General features: G+C 51.4%; 18 protein-coding genes. 12 read left to right on the top strand and 6 right to left on the bottom strand.

Translation table 11 applies throughout. The features are described from left to right. The coding region (locus tag AC2FLA_RS21875; protein ID WP_496725291.1) for a hypothetical protein at nucleotides 1–198 on the top strand (198 nt) is incomplete at its 5' end. 327 nt (nucleotides 199–525) lie between these two features. Here the strand turns inward: AC2FLA_RS21875 and AC2FLA_RS21870 are convergent. Beyond that, entirely contained in the window at nucleotides 526–945 is a 420-nt protein-coding gene (locus AC2FLA_RS21870) for a hypothetical protein (RefSeq protein WP_496725289.1), read from the bottom strand. A gap of 432 nt (nucleotides 946–1377) precedes the next feature. On the opposite strand from AC2FLA_RS21870, the gene AC2FLA_RS21865 reads away from it, so the two are divergent. The 5 genes from AC2FLA_RS21865 (at nucleotide 1378) to AC2FLA_RS21845 (ending at nucleotide 5696) form a co-directional block, all read left to right on the top strand. After that, a complete protein-coding gene (locus AC2FLA_RS21865) occupies nucleotides 1378–2112 on the top strand; it encodes a TetR/AcrR family transcriptional regulator (RefSeq protein ID WP_496725287.1) in 735 nt (244 codons plus the stop codon). A 122-nt stretch (nucleotides 2113–2234) separates the two neighbouring features. Next, nucleotides 2235–3341: an alkene reductase gene (locus AC2FLA_RS21860; RefSeq protein WP_496725286.1), complete on the top strand. Its 1107-nt coding sequence runs from the start codon at nucleotides 2235–2237 to the stop codon at nucleotides 3339–3341. A gap of 296 nt (nucleotides 3342–3637) precedes the next feature. Further along, on the top strand, nucleotides 3638–3958 hold the full coding sequence (locus tag AC2FLA_RS21855) for a DnaJ family domain-containing protein (RefSeq protein WP_299669832.1): 321 nt from the start codon (nucleotides 3638–3640) through the stop codon (nucleotides 3956–3958). A 101-nt stretch (nucleotides 3959–4059) separates the two neighbouring features. Further along, the gene (locus tag AC2FLA_RS21850; protein WP_074737093.1) at nucleotides 4060–4290 is read left to right on the top strand and encodes a hypothetical protein; all 231 of its coding nucleotides are present in this window, start codon (nucleotides 4060–4062) and stop codon (nucleotides 4288–4290) included. 80 nt (nucleotides 4291–4370) lie between these two features. Continuing rightward, nucleotides 4371–5696 (top strand): S41 family peptidase, encoded by a 1326-nt coding sequence (locus AC2FLA_RS21845; protein ID WP_496725283.1) that lies wholly within the window; start codon nucleotides 4371–4373, stop codon nucleotides 5694–5696. 389 nt (nucleotides 5697–6085) lie between these two features. On the opposite strand, the gene AC2FLA_RS21840 is transcribed toward AC2FLA_RS21845, so the two are convergent. Continuing rightward, nucleotides 6086–6625: an outer membrane protein gene (locus AC2FLA_RS21840; RefSeq protein ID WP_496725281.1), complete on the bottom strand. Its 540-nt coding sequence runs from the start codon at nucleotides 6623–6625 to the stop codon at nucleotides 6086–6088. A 208-nt stretch (nucleotides 6626–6833) separates the two neighbouring features. Then, a complete protein-coding gene (locus tag AC2FLA_RS21835; protein ID WP_496725293.1) occupies nucleotides 6834–7502 on the bottom strand; it encodes a CatB-related O-acetyltransferase in 669 nt (222 codons plus the stop codon). A 114-nt stretch (nucleotides 7503–7616) separates the two neighbouring features. Here AC2FLA_RS21835 and AC2FLA_RS21830 point away from each other — a divergent pair, with 114 nt between their 5' ends. Further along, nucleotides 7617–8096: a MarR family winged helix-turn-helix transcriptional regulator gene (locus tag AC2FLA_RS21830; RefSeq protein ID WP_496725279.1), complete on the top strand. Its 480-nt coding sequence runs from the start codon at nucleotides 7617–7619 to the stop codon at nucleotides 8094–8096. Between the two features lie 381 nt (nucleotides 8097–8477). Here AC2FLA_RS21830 and AC2FLA_RS21825 read toward each other — a convergent pair whose 3' ends face one another. After that, complete coding sequence (locus AC2FLA_RS21825; protein ID WP_496725277.1) at nucleotides 8478–9047, bottom strand: chloramphenicol phosphotransferase CPT family protein; 570 nt, start codon at nucleotides 9045–9047, stop codon at nucleotides 8478–8480. A 36-nt stretch (nucleotides 9048–9083) separates the two neighbouring features. Further along, a complete protein-coding gene (locus AC2FLA_RS21820; protein ID WP_496725275.1) occupies nucleotides 9084–9845 on the bottom strand; it encodes a TetR/AcrR family transcriptional regulator in 762 nt (253 codons plus the stop codon). A 160-nt stretch (nucleotides 9846–10005) separates the two neighbouring features. Here AC2FLA_RS21820 and AC2FLA_RS21815 point away from each other — a divergent pair, with 160 nt between their 5' ends. The 5 genes from AC2FLA_RS21815 (at nucleotide 10006) to AC2FLA_RS21795 (ending at nucleotide 13863) form a co-directional block, all read left to right on the top strand. After that, nucleotides 10006–10659 carry a hypothetical protein gene (locus AC2FLA_RS21815; RefSeq protein WP_496725274.1) on the top strand — a complete coding sequence of 218 codons (654 nt, stop codon included), beginning with the start codon at nucleotides 10006–10008 and terminating at the stop codon, nucleotides 10657–10659. A 145-nt stretch (nucleotides 10660–10804) separates the two neighbouring features. Beyond that, nucleotides 10805–11308 (top strand): outer membrane protein, encoded by a 504-nt coding sequence (locus tag AC2FLA_RS21810; RefSeq protein ID WP_496725272.1) that lies wholly within the window; start codon nucleotides 10805–10807, stop codon nucleotides 11306–11308. Between the two features lie 387 nt (nucleotides 11309–11695). Beyond that, a complete protein-coding gene (locus tag AC2FLA_RS21805; protein WP_496725270.1) occupies nucleotides 11696–12799 on the top strand; it encodes an alpha/beta fold hydrolase in 1104 nt (367 codons plus the stop codon). 82 nt (nucleotides 12800–12881) lie between these two features. Further along, nucleotides 12882–13394 (top strand): DUF6653 family protein, encoded by a 513-nt coding sequence (locus AC2FLA_RS21800; RefSeq protein ID WP_496725268.1) that lies wholly within the window; start codon nucleotides 12882–12884, stop codon nucleotides 13392–13394. Nucleotides 13395–13530: 136 nt separating this feature from the next. Continuing rightward, nucleotides 13531–13863: an NIPSNAP family protein gene (locus tag AC2FLA_RS21795; RefSeq protein ID WP_496725266.1), complete on the top strand. Its 333-nt coding sequence runs from the start codon at nucleotides 13531–13533 to the stop codon at nucleotides 13861–13863. 537 nt (nucleotides 13864–14400) lie between these two features. Here the strand turns inward: AC2FLA_RS21795 and AC2FLA_RS21790 are convergent. Beyond that, nucleotides 14401–14587, bottom strand: a 187-nt coding sequence (locus tag AC2FLA_RS21790; RefSeq protein ID WP_496725264.1) for a hypothetical protein, incomplete at its 5' end; no start/stop codon positions are given.

Below are 14587 nucleotides of genomic sequence, written 5' to 3'. Positions count from 1 at the left end.
GCCCGAGAAACCGGTCGCACGATCACCCCTATTGTCATCCACGACAGCGATAGTCTACTTCCACGCGGCAAACATTTACCGCGCAGCGGGACGATCCGTGTGGAGGCATTGCCAACATTCGCGTGCGATCCTACCGCTAGTGTGGATGAGGATCTGGCGCGATTGCGCAGGCAGATGATGGCTGTGTTTGAGCGGTGAAGCCTGTTTCACAGAAATATGCGGAAACCGAGTTTGTTGAGTTTCGGCTACGCGTAGCGGCAGATAACAGATTTGCGGAACAGTTTACTTGTCGGTGGGGTTTCTCCAACGGGTATCGATATGCGAAGACCTAGTTAGTACCCGTATTTCAGTATGCTCTTAGCCATTCTTATTTATGGATGGGCTGCTTGGTATTGTCTCTGAACCCACAGAAGAGAACGGACATTTGAGTGCCCTGTTCTCGCTATTCTTGCCGGAGGCAGAAACAGCAGGGGAGACACGAACTTTCCAGATGCTGTACGACGTATGAGTGCCCAAAAGCTAACACTAAGCTGCCATCAGACCACCAGCTTCGCCTGCGATATCGACTATGCAGTCATCGCCGGTCTGAATGCGAATTGCCGGGCTTTCCCCTCCGAGTTCCAATTTGGGTGAGGTTAACCAAAACGCGCATTGCCACGGGGTCATTTCACGTGGCAGGGCTTTCAACACTTTTTCCATCAAAGGAAGCGGGGTTCCATCCTCAGCAAACTGGAAAGATGGATAGGCGTTGGCCCCATTGTAAGGCAACGAAAGTACCTTCCCGGTTCGTGTCCAGATGTCGGCTATCCGCGTGATCTGCCAGGAGCCCTTCTGCCATTGTGCGTGCACGCCGGCATCGTCCAGCAACGGATACTCACGCGCAAAATCATCCATCCGGATGTCATTGACCGCGCAACAATGCCCCTCGAAATTATACAAATACATCTATTTACTCACTGAACTCACTAACAACTCATGAAACGATACTGCCAAAAAAACGTTCTAGCCAAAGTTAAGAAGTTCACATTGGGCAAACTTAACTTCAGCTAACCTCGCTAGTTTAACCTAGCGCGCTGAAATTATTGTTGGTTTGCTTACAATGGCCCGCCGTACTGATGCTCGTAAAACCAGTTCTGAATTCGTGGCTTTGTTACTCATTGGAGTAGTAATCCTCACAAGCTGAGGGCATTGGCCATGGATCTACCGAACCAATCTCTGGTTTGTGAGTGATCAACATCAACGCATTGGACAAAGCCGCCAGTCAATCTGTCCAGTGTTGGAAACTAGTACCGAGGGTGAACTCTCTTTTCTACGATCACGATCCTCTTCGTCTGACACTCCCGCAAAAAGACAAACAGTCCTGATCTTAAGATTGGCGTGGCACCAAACGCGATGGGGAGGTTTTGCATTTCTGCCGACCTAAACTCCTTTCTCTGGTCACAATACGGACTAATCATTCCAAAAATTCCCAACCGCCATCTTGAATTTCTGGACCAATCATTCCAAATCATACACATGAGCAAAAAAACTCTCCCAAATGGCGACATCAAATCACCCGCAGGCCCGGGTAGGCCTCGCGCCTTTGACGAAGCTGAGGCTTTGGAAAAAGCCTTGTGCGTTTTTTGGCACAAGGGCTACGAGATCGCATCTGTGGATGATCTGACCAAGGCCATGGGTTTGAGCCGGTCCAGCTTCTATGGAACGTTCGGCAACAAGCAGGCTTTGTTTCACAAAGCCCTCAGGCACTATTCAAGGCGTGGTTTGAAAACTCTGCGTGACGTTGCAGATGCGGGCGGAGATGACCCCGTTGGTGCGATTATGAAAGCTCTGGCGAACCCGCAAGGCGGTCGTGACGGCTGCATGCTGATCAATTGCCTTACGGAGCTTGCTCCTCATGATGATGAAGTGGCGGCTCTCGGGCGGCAGCATTTGGAGAGTATTGATCAGATTATTGCGAGAGTGCTTGAGCCTTCGGATCCGGGACAGGCACTCGACAAGGCACGCGCCTTTGCGTCCCTTGCAATCGGCACACTAGCCTTGCGCAAGGCGGGCGTTCCCGCTGAGCAGATATCGCAAACCCTGAAACAAGCCCGGTTGGTGATTTCGCCATAAGGTCTCCCGCCACCATAAGGAAATGAAACCTAACACAAACTCAATCAAGAGACAGTGACCCTAATATTGGACTAATTGGTCCAATAATATCTGAACGAAGTTTACCAAAGAAGGAAGCAGCAATGACTGATGAAAAACTGTTCTCGGGCATCAAAGCTGGTGCAATCGAGCTGAAAAACCGCATTGTCATGGCGCCACTGACCCGCAACCGGGCAAGAGCCGAGGATGACAGTGTCCATGAATTGCAGGCCAAGTACTACACGCAGCGGGCAGGTGCTGGTCTGATCATCACGGAAGCATCGCAAATCTCGCCCCAAGGCAAAGGCTATGCCTGGACCCCGGGCATTTATTCCCAAGCACAGGTTGACGGCTGGAAAAAAGTGACTGAAGCCGTCCATGCCGAGGGCGGCAAGATCGTGATCCAGCTTTGGCATGTGGGCCGGATTTCGCATTACAGCTTGCAGCAGGATGGTGACGCCCCTGTTGCACCATCCGCAATTGGCGCTAAGGCCAAGACCTTTGATGGTGAGCAGTTTGTTGAAACATCTGAACCGCGGGCTCTGGCCATCGAAGAAATTGCTGGCATCGTTGCGGACTACCGGAGGGCCGCGGAAAACGCCAAAGAGGCCGGTTTCGACGGTGTCGAGGTCCACGCAGCCAACGGATACCTTATCGATCAATTCCTGCGGGACGAATCCAACAAGCGTGAAGACGAATACGGCGGTCCTGTCGAGAATAGAGCACGGTTCCTGAAAGAGGTCATGGACGTGGTTGTCGATGTCTGGGGCGCCGACCGCGTTGGTGTCCGCCTCAGCCCATTCTCGGACGCCAACAACATCTCCGACAGCGACCCACAGGCGACATTCACCCATGCGGTCAAATTACTGAATGGTTATGGGCTGGCCTATCTCCATCTCGTGGAGGGACAGACCGGCGGCCCGCGCGATATTCCGGAAGGTGGTGATCTGAAGTTGCTCTATGAAATGTTTGACGGAGCGAAAATGGGCAACAACGCTTATGACCGAGACATGGCGATTGAAGCGGTTGATACCGGCGCCGTCGATCTGGTGGCTTTCGGCCGGCCATTTATTTCCAACCCGGATCTTGTCAACCGGTTGGAGAAAGACGCCGCACTGAATGAGCTCGATCCAACCACTCTCTACGGCGGCAATGAAAAAGGGTACACCGATTACCCGGCACTGGCAGAGGAAGCGGTTGCCGCAGAGTGATACATCGCTCTTAACTCCGTCGTGATAGGCAATACCAAGCAAAGTGAGCGCGCCGGTTTGGACGCGCTCACATAGCGGTTACGGCAATATCCATTCTTGAAGCGGGGAAAGGTCATAAACAAAGGCGTGAACCCACGCATTGGCATGAATTGTCTGACGTCAGCGCCAATGGGACAGTTTAGGTTGATTTGATAGGGGAGGGTTTCTGGCGTTTGAAATTCAATATGTCAACTCAGTTGACATATATCAATTCCATCCATATAGCCCAGTGTAAGACATTCTTCGGAGGAAGATCCATGAAGTGGCGAACACTGATCGAGAATCAGATCCACAAGGCACAAGCCGGAGGGCAGTTGGAAAACCTGAAAGGTGAGGGGAAGCCTTTGCCACAGCGCGACGCCGGTAACATCGTTTCAACTGGTTTCGGGATCATGGCGGAAGCGGGTGTATTGCCAAGCGAAATCGTTTTGAAAAAAGCAGTGGAGGAGCAACGGAAAGTATATCAAGAAACCACGGATCTTACTGCAAGGAAAAAAGAAATGTGCAAATTGGCAGACTTGCAGATGCGCCTGTCCATCGAACAAGAAGCCCGTCAAAAATTCTACAAAACGACGTAACCGGCGGGAACCTGGATCGTATTGGATCCAAAAGTAACATGAGACTGTCATATAAAGCCCATATGACCCCAGAGATAGAACGCAGGCCAGGTAATACGCAGATGAATTCAGCAGACCTCGGATTTTCGTTCAAACAATCCAAGAACGGCGACGTGTCCATAACTCACAATGGCAAGCGGGCGGCGACGCTCCGAAAAGAAAAGGCTGAGTGGTTTCTTGAGGACATGAGCAACCTGAACTTCGAGGGTCAGCAACAGGAAATGGCTCGCTTGACAGGAAACTACCGGAGGGGAAATGAGCGAACCGCCAAGCAGCATCCACGCAATCGATAGCGCGTTTGTGGCTCTGCATTTGAATATCGACCCCACCAAGCTCGTAGGGTCGGTATGAAATCCCCTAGGTCTGTCAATTGATGAAAAAGCTCACGTCTCGCATACTTGCTTCACTGTTGGTTGCAGGGACTATTTCTGTTGCAGCGTCCTGGTTTATCAATATGCCTCCCAAGGAAGTGTTGGGAACCTGGGTTGCTCCTGACTACGGTCAAGTCATGCGCATTACGAGACTGCGCGCCGAAGTGTATAGAACAACAGCTGTCAGTTGCTTTCGAGAATATGCCTTTCCGGCGCATTTGGGTCTGGTGAAACTTATTGCGGGCGCCTCAATAGAGCGCCGAAATGACATGCTGGAACTTAGCGTTGATGGCGTCGTAGAGCCAATCCGACACACTCGTTCCGAGTTTCCCTCTGAATGTGCCGAACCTGATCATACCGAACGTGGCGCGATCCATACATTTGACGTCTTTTGGTCTGCGATGGATGAGCATTATCCATTTTTTGATCTTCACAATGTTGACTGGGACACACGCAGGGAACTGGCACCCTCATCTGATGACCTCAGTGAAGTTGAGCTTTCATTTCTGCTCAAGCAGGCGACGCTTGGCCTCGATGATGGGCACGTTCAGTTATCGATGGGGGATCAGGGGTATTTTTCGCCAGAGGAAGATCCGAGCTGGCTGAAAGCCAATCCATCGCTGACCCGCAAGCTCCTCTGGCAGACCGCTTTGAGCCAGGCAGAGATTCCAGTTCAAGGCCTGGAGGGTTTCTCTATCCGCTACGGTATGCGCTCCGATGGCATTGGATACATCGCGATCAAGGAAATGGAAGTGCAGAAGCCTATTGGGCAATCGTCACACGAAGCCGCATCTAGAGCGTTCCAGCAAGTTGTAATGGACCTTCAGGATGCCAAGGGGATTGTTGTCGATGTGCGCTATAATCCTGGTGGTTCAGACAGCGTAGCGGTGGCGATTGCAGAGTATTTCCTGCAAACCCCGGTAACCGCATTTAGTAAAAGATCGTGGCAACAGGAAGGGTATTCCGAACCACTTCTGGTCACAGTTCACCCGGCTCAAGGCCCCAATCTCGCGCAACCAATTGTTGTTTTGACTAGCGAAATGACCGGAAGTGCAGCTGAGATATTCACACTGATCATGCGTGAGCGGCCGGAAACCACGATCATGGGGACAAGATCGTCTGGCGGATTGTCCGATGTGCTGGAGTTCACGCTGCCGAACGGTTGGTGGCTTGGACTGTCCTACCAGGAGTATTTATCAGCTCAAGGTGAGGCGTTTGAGGGTATCGGCATCCCACCCGATATTTTCGTTGAATTTGACGTTGACGGCATAATCGCAGGCACAGACGCATTGGTTGAAGCGGCGGTACACCTTATAAGATCGAACTAGCGTGATTGGTTGGTTACAATGTAGATACATCGCTCTTTCCAGTGTTCTCTACTCTCACGAACAATATTACGCATGAAATCACCCAACCCGGTTATCGAGCATTCCCGTCTTCGGCGTTATCGATCCATTGCCGGTTTTTGCTTTTGATAGCATCGGCGACCCGCGTAAGGCCGGAGTAAATTGCTCCACCCAAAATGCAGGAACTGACAATGAGTCCTGAAAACAGAATAATCGAACTTGGCTCCACTGGGAATTTCCTTCAGGCCGAGCAAATTACGTTTGCATCTTCGGTTATCGACCAGAGGAGGAAGCCTGCAACGGAACGATCTCCATTGCAGGCGCCCACATCAGAATTGATATCGGTCTCGAAGATCCTAGCGGGATCAAGGTTAGAATTGATAAGACACACCGAGAAGGAGCGTGGTTACGTCTACATCTACGTCCGCACCCGATGACTCAAAATCAAAGCTGTCGCGGAGAAGTTCTGCGTTAAGAACAATACTCTCTGTTGCTTTGTAGCCCACACCAAGCCCGTAAGTCACACCGCTTTCGTTCTTGCCATCAAGATCAATGTTCGAGTAGCCCAGAACACCATAGAACATGGCTGCGCCCACGCCGTATCCCGCTTTGAGTTTCAAGCGCGTCGTGTCCATGTCTTTTGAGGGGCCAAATGCAGAAAACTCAGCGGTGCTATAACTAAGTTCGCTCCCGATGATCCAGTTATTGGCCAGGCTATAGTTGTAGCCGAGTTGCAACCCGTAGACGGCTGAATGGTCACTTAACTTGGCTGAGCCACTTGAAAGGTCACCGTCGGCAGCGCCAAAATGAATGCCCGCGTATACCCCGGCCCAATCGTCATCTGCCGTCGCGATACTGGGCGCGATCATCACAGCTACGACCGATGCGATCATTACTGATGTATTTCTCATGTCTTCCTCTTTCTTGTCTTGGCACGACGTGTCGTCGTGCGCTTTTGGTGGTCAAAATGTTTGTGAGTGTTGTTGGCGCAAGCGCCCTTAGGACTGGCCCAGCTTCAGGCAACACTGATCTGTAACGGGTCGAAACCCGCAAGAATGCAGCACCATTTCTGCATAGTTGAACTGGAGTTATATTGCCTGGACTTAGCTGAAGTGGCTTTTACTCTAGAGCCCTATCTTCGTTGCATCTTGTCAAAGCAGCGACATCGCCCTGCTCAATCAAATGCAGGTTTTTTGCGATCTTCTCCGGAGTCCAATACCACCAGGCGATCTCGAGGAGCTTGGAAATTTCCGGCGGTTCAAACCGCATCCGAATGACCTTTGCCGGGTTTCCAGCAACGACTGCAAAGTCTGGTATTTTGCCACGAACCACTGCTCTTGCAGCAACGATCACACCACATCCAAGTTCTGCACCGGGCATCAACACGGCTTCTCTGCCTATCCAGCAATCGTGACCAATTTTAGTGTCTCGACCTCTTGGCAAAGAACCCCGGTAGCCTCCGATCATTTCGCGATCAAAGACGGCGAATGGAAATGTTGAGATACCCGTCATCGGATGATTGGCGGTCGCCGTTATGAATTGCACACCCTGAGCAATTTGACAGAAGCGGCCAATACTCAACCTCTCAGGCGCTCCTGGAAACAGATAGGGCGCCAGGGTTTCAGCATAGTCGTCCGGCAGACTGCGATCATTGTAGTATGTCCAGTCACCAATTTCGATATTAGGGTGATCAATGACCTCCGACAAAAACACTGTCGCAGGATCATGAGTGCCATCCGGAAACACAAGTGGGTTCCGGGATCTTGGATCTGGGAGTTTCACAGGCATATCATCAGGCATCAGTTGGTTCCGCCGCTGGAGTTTTGGGGCCGTATCGGGTAAATAGGTCGCCAGAACGAAGATGTCAACTCGGTTGACGAATAACTTAAAGGATGCCTGCAAATGGCTACCGACACCGAAAATATGTCGCCTGCTGAGATGCTGTATGCCGGGATACAGTTGACCAGACCCTTGTTGCGTAACATCACAGCGCGCGTCGAAGCGGACTTGGATGGCACAGGCATTGGTGTCGGAGAACGTGCCGTTCTCGAAGTTTTGTTATCGGCGCAACAAGCAACGGCGCCTGAAATCACTCAAATCTTGCAGGTGAAGCGACAACTGGTTGGGCGACTCCTTAAAGATCTTGTTGACCGAAAACTTCTAAAAGCCCTTCCAAACCCTCAGCACCGGACTTCGAACTTCTATTGCCTCACAGAACAGAGCAAAGCGGTAATCGAAGGGATACGCGCGACCGAGATGGCTCGTATGACGCAGTTTGTTGAACGTTTCACGGATGAGCAAATCCGCGCCTACTTTGTCGTTCAGAGCACAATCAACGACGTCATGATCTCAGGCTATGCCGAAAACGACGCTCCAGATTGACCTGATCCAACAGATGCCAAGACTAAACATTTGGCAACGGCGAATTTTCACGTTGCAGTTTTCGGATTGAATTCCGGGCAACTCTCGGATGAAGTTGCTATGCAGTGTTATCGCTGATGAGTGTGTAAGTTTGCGCCGGAAAAACAAGGCAGTTCCGTCCAAAATTTCGAGTAAAGCTGTCAACGCTCATCAGGGTGACTTCCAGGACATGTTTCTCCGTCCTGCCGCCAATTTATAGGCATTCGGTACGGCGCGAAGTGCGTTCGTCATTTCCGACCACACGTTTAGAGATATTGGAGTGTTCACGCGTAGGGCAGATGATCAGACGCACAGGTTGTTGTATTGACGTAATCAGTGCGACCAAAGGCCCACCTGCGGAAATCACAAACTTAAGCCTGCTATTATCAATTCGGCGCATGATTGCGGGGATGCAGTCGCTGTGTTGATAGACAGATCATAAATCATACCTTCATGTACGCGCTCGAATTGCCATCTGGATAACCCGATCTTTCGGTCTCCGCGATTTCGTTCCCTTTCCTCAAGGGCTTCCAGCGGTGCAAAAACCCCAACCATGTAAAAATCATATGGATCCAGTAAGGTCCGGTATTCAGACACAGCGTCCGCTGACCCGGACTCCGTATCTCCAAACAGCACCTCGTCAACGATCAGGTTGTTCCCGACACTTGCCATCGCGGCAACTGACCGACGCATTCCGGATAGTGCACGCTTAGCAATGGGCCCGGTTTTGGCAAAGGTTGTCTCCCTCCCGGCCTCGACCCTCTCTTCAAAGCTCAACCCGTCTGGATGGCCCTCAAGCCGACTTGGCAGCATCGCTAGGAATGCATCCATTTCAACATGCAAAAACGCTTGCGTGGATATGTTCTGAAGTGCTTTTGCAATGGAGCTTTTACCAACGCTCCCAACGCCATTCAGAAGAATTACTGTCGCCATGGGTCTCGTGCCTGTCTGGTCAATTTATGAGCTACATCAATTGGACGAAGGAAGCAGTGGAGGCTGAGTTGCCATTGTAACGTCTACCGCTTCCGGCCAACCGAAATTCGTTGTCCGGTCAGGTAGGCCCAAAACTCTGTCGAGTGTGAGAAACTGCATGTCGATTGCCGCCTGCAACTTCTCCGCGGCATGATCGGCGGTGTCAGATCCCCGTGCATCAATCGCGCGCAACAGCGCGAGATCAATAAAGGTGCTTAGGAACAATATGAGTTCTGCGGCAGTATCAACATCTGCGACAGTAAATGTGCCCTCATCACAGCCTTTCTGAATGATCCCGGTCAGGACGGGCATAGCACCGGTTCTGACCCTGCGCTTGAACTGTTCAAGCAGAACCATGTTTTTGTCCTGATTCATGACCCGGAAAAATTCAACCTGACCAGGGTAGTCATGTTCACGTAAGTAGTTGGCTCGCAGGTGGATAAAACTGTGCAACAGGTCGAGCGCAGAGGAAGTCTCATCAGAGGCAACAACAGCCATCTGCGAAAAGACACCCTCAGCCATTCCGTCCAAGACACCGAACAACAGCTCGTCCTTTGATTTGAAGTGATGATAAAATCCGCCCTTTGAGACGCTCGCCATATCCAGCACATCTTGTATGGTCGTATCCTCGAAACCTTTGGAAAAGAACAACATCTGTGCGCATCCCAGCAGCTGAGCACGCCGTTCTTCGGGCGGCATGTTCTTTCGCTTCGTAGATTTCATACACTTCCCTCTTGCAAACCGACCGGCGGTCTGCAAATACAGACCCATGGTCGGTTTGTACCCCGACTCACCTGGCAGAGCAATGTAATTCACCTGCCAACCCGAATTTAACGATGCGTTTACGCAGCCAAACTCCGCAAGCGGTAGTGCTTTGCGGATCCGGTTGAGTTGCGCGCACTATGCAGGATCGAATGTCATGAATGCTCTTGTCTGTGGAATTACTTCGCCATCCGAGTTGCGTCGAATGTCTCGCCTGGCGGGTATTCGCGAACTGCTCGGGATTCTGATTACAAACTGCTTGAAGCAGAAGCCCCCAATGCAACGCACAATTCAATCAGGATATGGAAAGGCCATGAAAAAACCCCATAAATCAATAGGGCCGAAGAACCCAGTCTCTTTTGAAGCAGGTCGAGTTCGATGGATAGCAATGCAACGCATTGCGACCTCCAGTCAGCTTGTGCGTTCAGTGTTCGCCGCGCTCATCTTTGGCACCGCTCTGAGCGGATGCGCCGCCAACATGGCAGCGACAGGCAGAGATGGCCCTGATTTGAGCGTCGTTAGCCAGGAGGCCACCCGGTTCAGTGTAGAACGCCAGTTGGGCTCACCCGATGAATTGCAGCAACAAGCCAATGGAGACTGGGTGGCCGTCTATGATGTTGAGCCCAGGACAAAACCGAACCTGGCGCGAGCAGCAGGTCATGGAACACTGGATCTTTTTACCTTCGGGCTTTGGGAAGTTGTTGGTGGCCCGCTAGAGGTGGCACATGCGCGCCGGGTGCTAGTCACTGCCCGATATGACCAATCAGGGAAACTGATTCAAATGACCAGCAAACCCAAACCCATCCTATAATCCAAGTTTTGGATCACCGCTGGACGGAAAACGGAAAGCGGTAATTCCAACACCCCCACTAACGGAAAATCACTCCCGCTGGCGCATCACGCATGCCCAGTGTCCGGATGGTCTTTCGACACAACCAAGAGAATGGACCTTTTAAATGAAAACTATCACGATGATCACACTGGCAGCCATGATGCCGACTTTGTCCTTGGCAAATGAAAGCTGGACCGGCTTCAATGCGGGCTTGCAGCTATCCACAATCGATGTATCCGAGGGCAACAACGACAATGGAAATGCAACTCTGGGTCTCCATGCTGGTTACCTTCACGATTTTGACGGTTACGTAATCGGCGGTGAACTTACTTATGACGCGGGCGCTGAAGTTGAGTCCGGAGGGAAAGCCGAGAAAGTCGATACTGTACGCCTGAAGTTCAAAGGTGGGCATGTAATTGGCCGGACATACCTTTATGGCGTGATTGGTTACGCAAACATTGATGGCGGATCAAAGAGCGAAGACGGCTATTCTGCTGGTTTTGGCGTGACCTATCGCGCGGCGGACAGGGTTCTGGTTGGTCTTGAATACCTACGAGACACGTACGACACGTCTGGTGATGATATCACGGCTGACTCTGTCGCGCTTCGGGTGTCCTACAAGTTCTAGCTGTAGCCATTCGAGATTTCGAAAATAGCGGGGGACTTCAAACGGTTCCCCATTTTTCTACCACCTTCAAATTCCGGAGAGGCGCCAGGTGACTAACGTGCCAACTCTAAAGACCGAACGGCTAAACTTAATACCACTTAAAGTAAAAGCTTGGCTCGACTATCTTACTTTTATGGTCTCGAAACGCCCAGCGTTTATGGGCGATCCTGTTTTCCCGCGTTTACCCAAACATGGCGAGCTGGCATTCCTATCTAATCACATGCGTCGCGATATTGGTCTCCCAGAATATGGCAAGCGCGAGCCCAATCTCTATCTGAGATATTGAGTTCAAGTCGCAACCGAATTCGAGACGCCACCACAATGCATTAATCCAATGGACAGCGAACAATGTACTCATTCAAGCTTCAACGCCGTCTCTTACTGTTGACATTCTGTGCCGCCAATTTTGCGGGGTCGTCAATTGCCCAGGATCGTCAAGAAATTGCCGTGACGCGCAGCGGCGAAGATGTTGCAGCTATAGAGTGTTTCGGAAGCTTCGTTTCACAGGAAATAGTTGTTCTTGGCGGGATTGAGCAAACGATACTTATTCGCACTTGTGATTTGTCCCAACCGGTCCTGCTATTTTTGCACGGGGGTCCGGGTGGTGCCGTGATGCCCTGGGTCGATCTGTTCCACACGCCCTTGTTGGAAGAGAACTTTGTCGTTGTCCATTGGGATCAACGTGGAGCCGGAAGTTCATTCAACGACGATCTCACGATAGAGGACATCACGCCATCCAAGTTGGTGGCGGATACGCTTCAACTCACCAACCTCCTACGCGACCGCTACAGGCAAGAGAAAATATTTCTGAGCGGTCATTCGTGGGGCAGCGCGCTGGGTTTCATGACTATCGCAGAGGATAGTTCCCCCTATCACGCATTCATCCCAACGTCTGAGCGTGTCGCGTGGGTGCGCAGTATGAACATGGGTTTTGAGTGGGCATTGGATCAGGCTGAAGTTCGCGGCGATGCTGAAACTCAGCGTAAACTCAAGGCGATTGAGCCGTTCGATGCACTTGATGAGGCAGATCTCACCGTTCAGCGTGAAGTTTTGGCAGAATACGGTGCCGGAGACTTTAACACCGAAGGGCTATGGGATCGCTATCTCTCTTATGTGCTAGAAGGGCGGAGCCCCTACTACACGGACGCACAGGTTAAGAACTATCGCCGCGGTCTTGACCTATCGAGCACAGCGATTGAACAGCCAGAGATTGTTGGTGCATACGACCTCTTCACCTCGCACCCGGTCCTGGATCTGCCGATCCACTTTATTACTGGAGCAGAAGACCAGAACACCCCGGCCGATCTGGCACGTGAGTATTACGAACACCTTAAGGCTCCAGCGAAGAGTTTTACCCCTATCGATGGCGCCGCCCATATGGTGATGTACGACCAACCCAATGCCTGGGCTGAAGCCCTAGTTCAAATAAGAAACCAGACGCCTACCAATTGACGAGCGGGGCGGCGTCTCCTCATCCACATAAATATATCCTATCCCTCCCATTTGCGGAGAGGTGGATCCAGGAGTTGCAAAGATGGACATAGCTCGATTTTCCGAACGCCTCATGGGCATGAAGGACGAGGTTTGGCTGCGGCATGCGAACTCTTGGTCCGTTTGGACCCGTGTGTTGACACCCCTGCCGCTTCTGGCGTTGGCAATCTGGAGCAGAGCATGGATTGGTTATTGGGCATGGCTTGCGGTGGGCGTTGTTCTTGTCTGGATTTGGATCAATCCACGCGCTTTTTCGCGGCCGGAGTCTTTCGACAGTTGGTCCGCACAGGGTGTTCTTGGCGAGCGTGTCTGGCTGCGGCACCGCGACAAAGTTGCGGAACATCATAAGCGTGTCGCAAATACGGTCGCCATTGCCAGCGGCGTTGGTCTATTGCCATTTGCCTATGGTCTGTGGGCATTCGACTTAGGTTTCACGTGCCTCGGCATAGTAGTGATCTCGGGCGGCAAGACTTGGTTTGTGGACCGCATGGCCTGGGTTTGGAGCGACTTCCTGCGCGACGGTGGAACTTTAGATGATCTGACGGTTGGCAGTTGATCTGTGGCGCCACATTTCCATCACGTGGAAAATTCTGAACTTCTAGTATCAAACAAGGGTACATTAGGTGGCACAACACTGATCAGTCTCAACAAACTTCACCCAAGAGAACATTCAAAGCAAACAGGCTACGCGCATGATTATCGAAGTTCGTCGCTACACATTAAAACCCGGACGTCGTGAGGAGTTTATCGAGTTCTTTGAACAAGAGAATCGTATTGCATTGCGCGATGTCGGAATGCTGGTCTTTGGCCCTCTGCGAGATCTGGACAATCCAGACAAAGTCCACTGGATGCGGGCATTCTCGTCGCTCGAGGAACGAGACAGGATCAAAGATAGTTTCTACAAAGGACCCGTATGGAACAAGCATATCGAGCCCTTGGTAATGCCCCTGATCGCCCACTTCGAGGCGGATGTAACCGAAACAACAAACGGGTTTGAGAGTTTCGGCGGTGGCGTATCCCTCTGAATTCCGGGACCCACAAGCCGAAGGGCTGACAGAAGAGAACAAGACCCGCTCCGCAACACCGATTGTTGTCATTGGCCAGTGCGCTGTAATTGGCAATAACAAGAAGCGGGTCTTGATCGGTTGGCTAATTAACGACGCCAGTACATCCCCAACTAATCACAAGCAACTTGTCGTCCGACGAGTGGGCGGAAACAATCGGGTTGCCGTGCCAGTGACTTTGCTATTGTGGCGAACGTCAGGAACAGCGAGCCGCCCCGGGAGATGTTGAAGGGGCCCTGCCACAACCTCACAAATGAGCTTCGCCTTCAGATAAAGGTTGAACTTTGCCACATAGACTGCACCTATGATTGAGATACAATGCTTCAAAGTTGAAGAAGTGACACAGTAACTAACATCAATTGAGCGACTATGTTGAATCGCGCAAAGTTATGGGAAAATCGTGCAAATTTATGCGCAAATACCGCGCAAAATTATGCGCGAGAATACGCGAAATTTCTAAACAAAATCAATGAAGGCACTGCAGAGTTATGCGCACCCCTACAGATACTGTCGATTATCACACCGGTGGTAGATGCGGAGCTCGCCCAGTTTCTCTTTGATCTGGAGGATGAAGGGGTAGGTGAAATCCTTCAGATCGCAGTGTTCCTTAGGGTCAGGACCCATTGATTTCCGCTTGGCTGCGTGATTCACGGTTCGAAAATCGAGCGGTGACCATGTCTGATCT

The organism is Ruegeria sp. CDSA033 (assembly GCF_059612305.1).
This window is presented reverse-complemented; position numbering and strand designations above follow the sequence as displayed.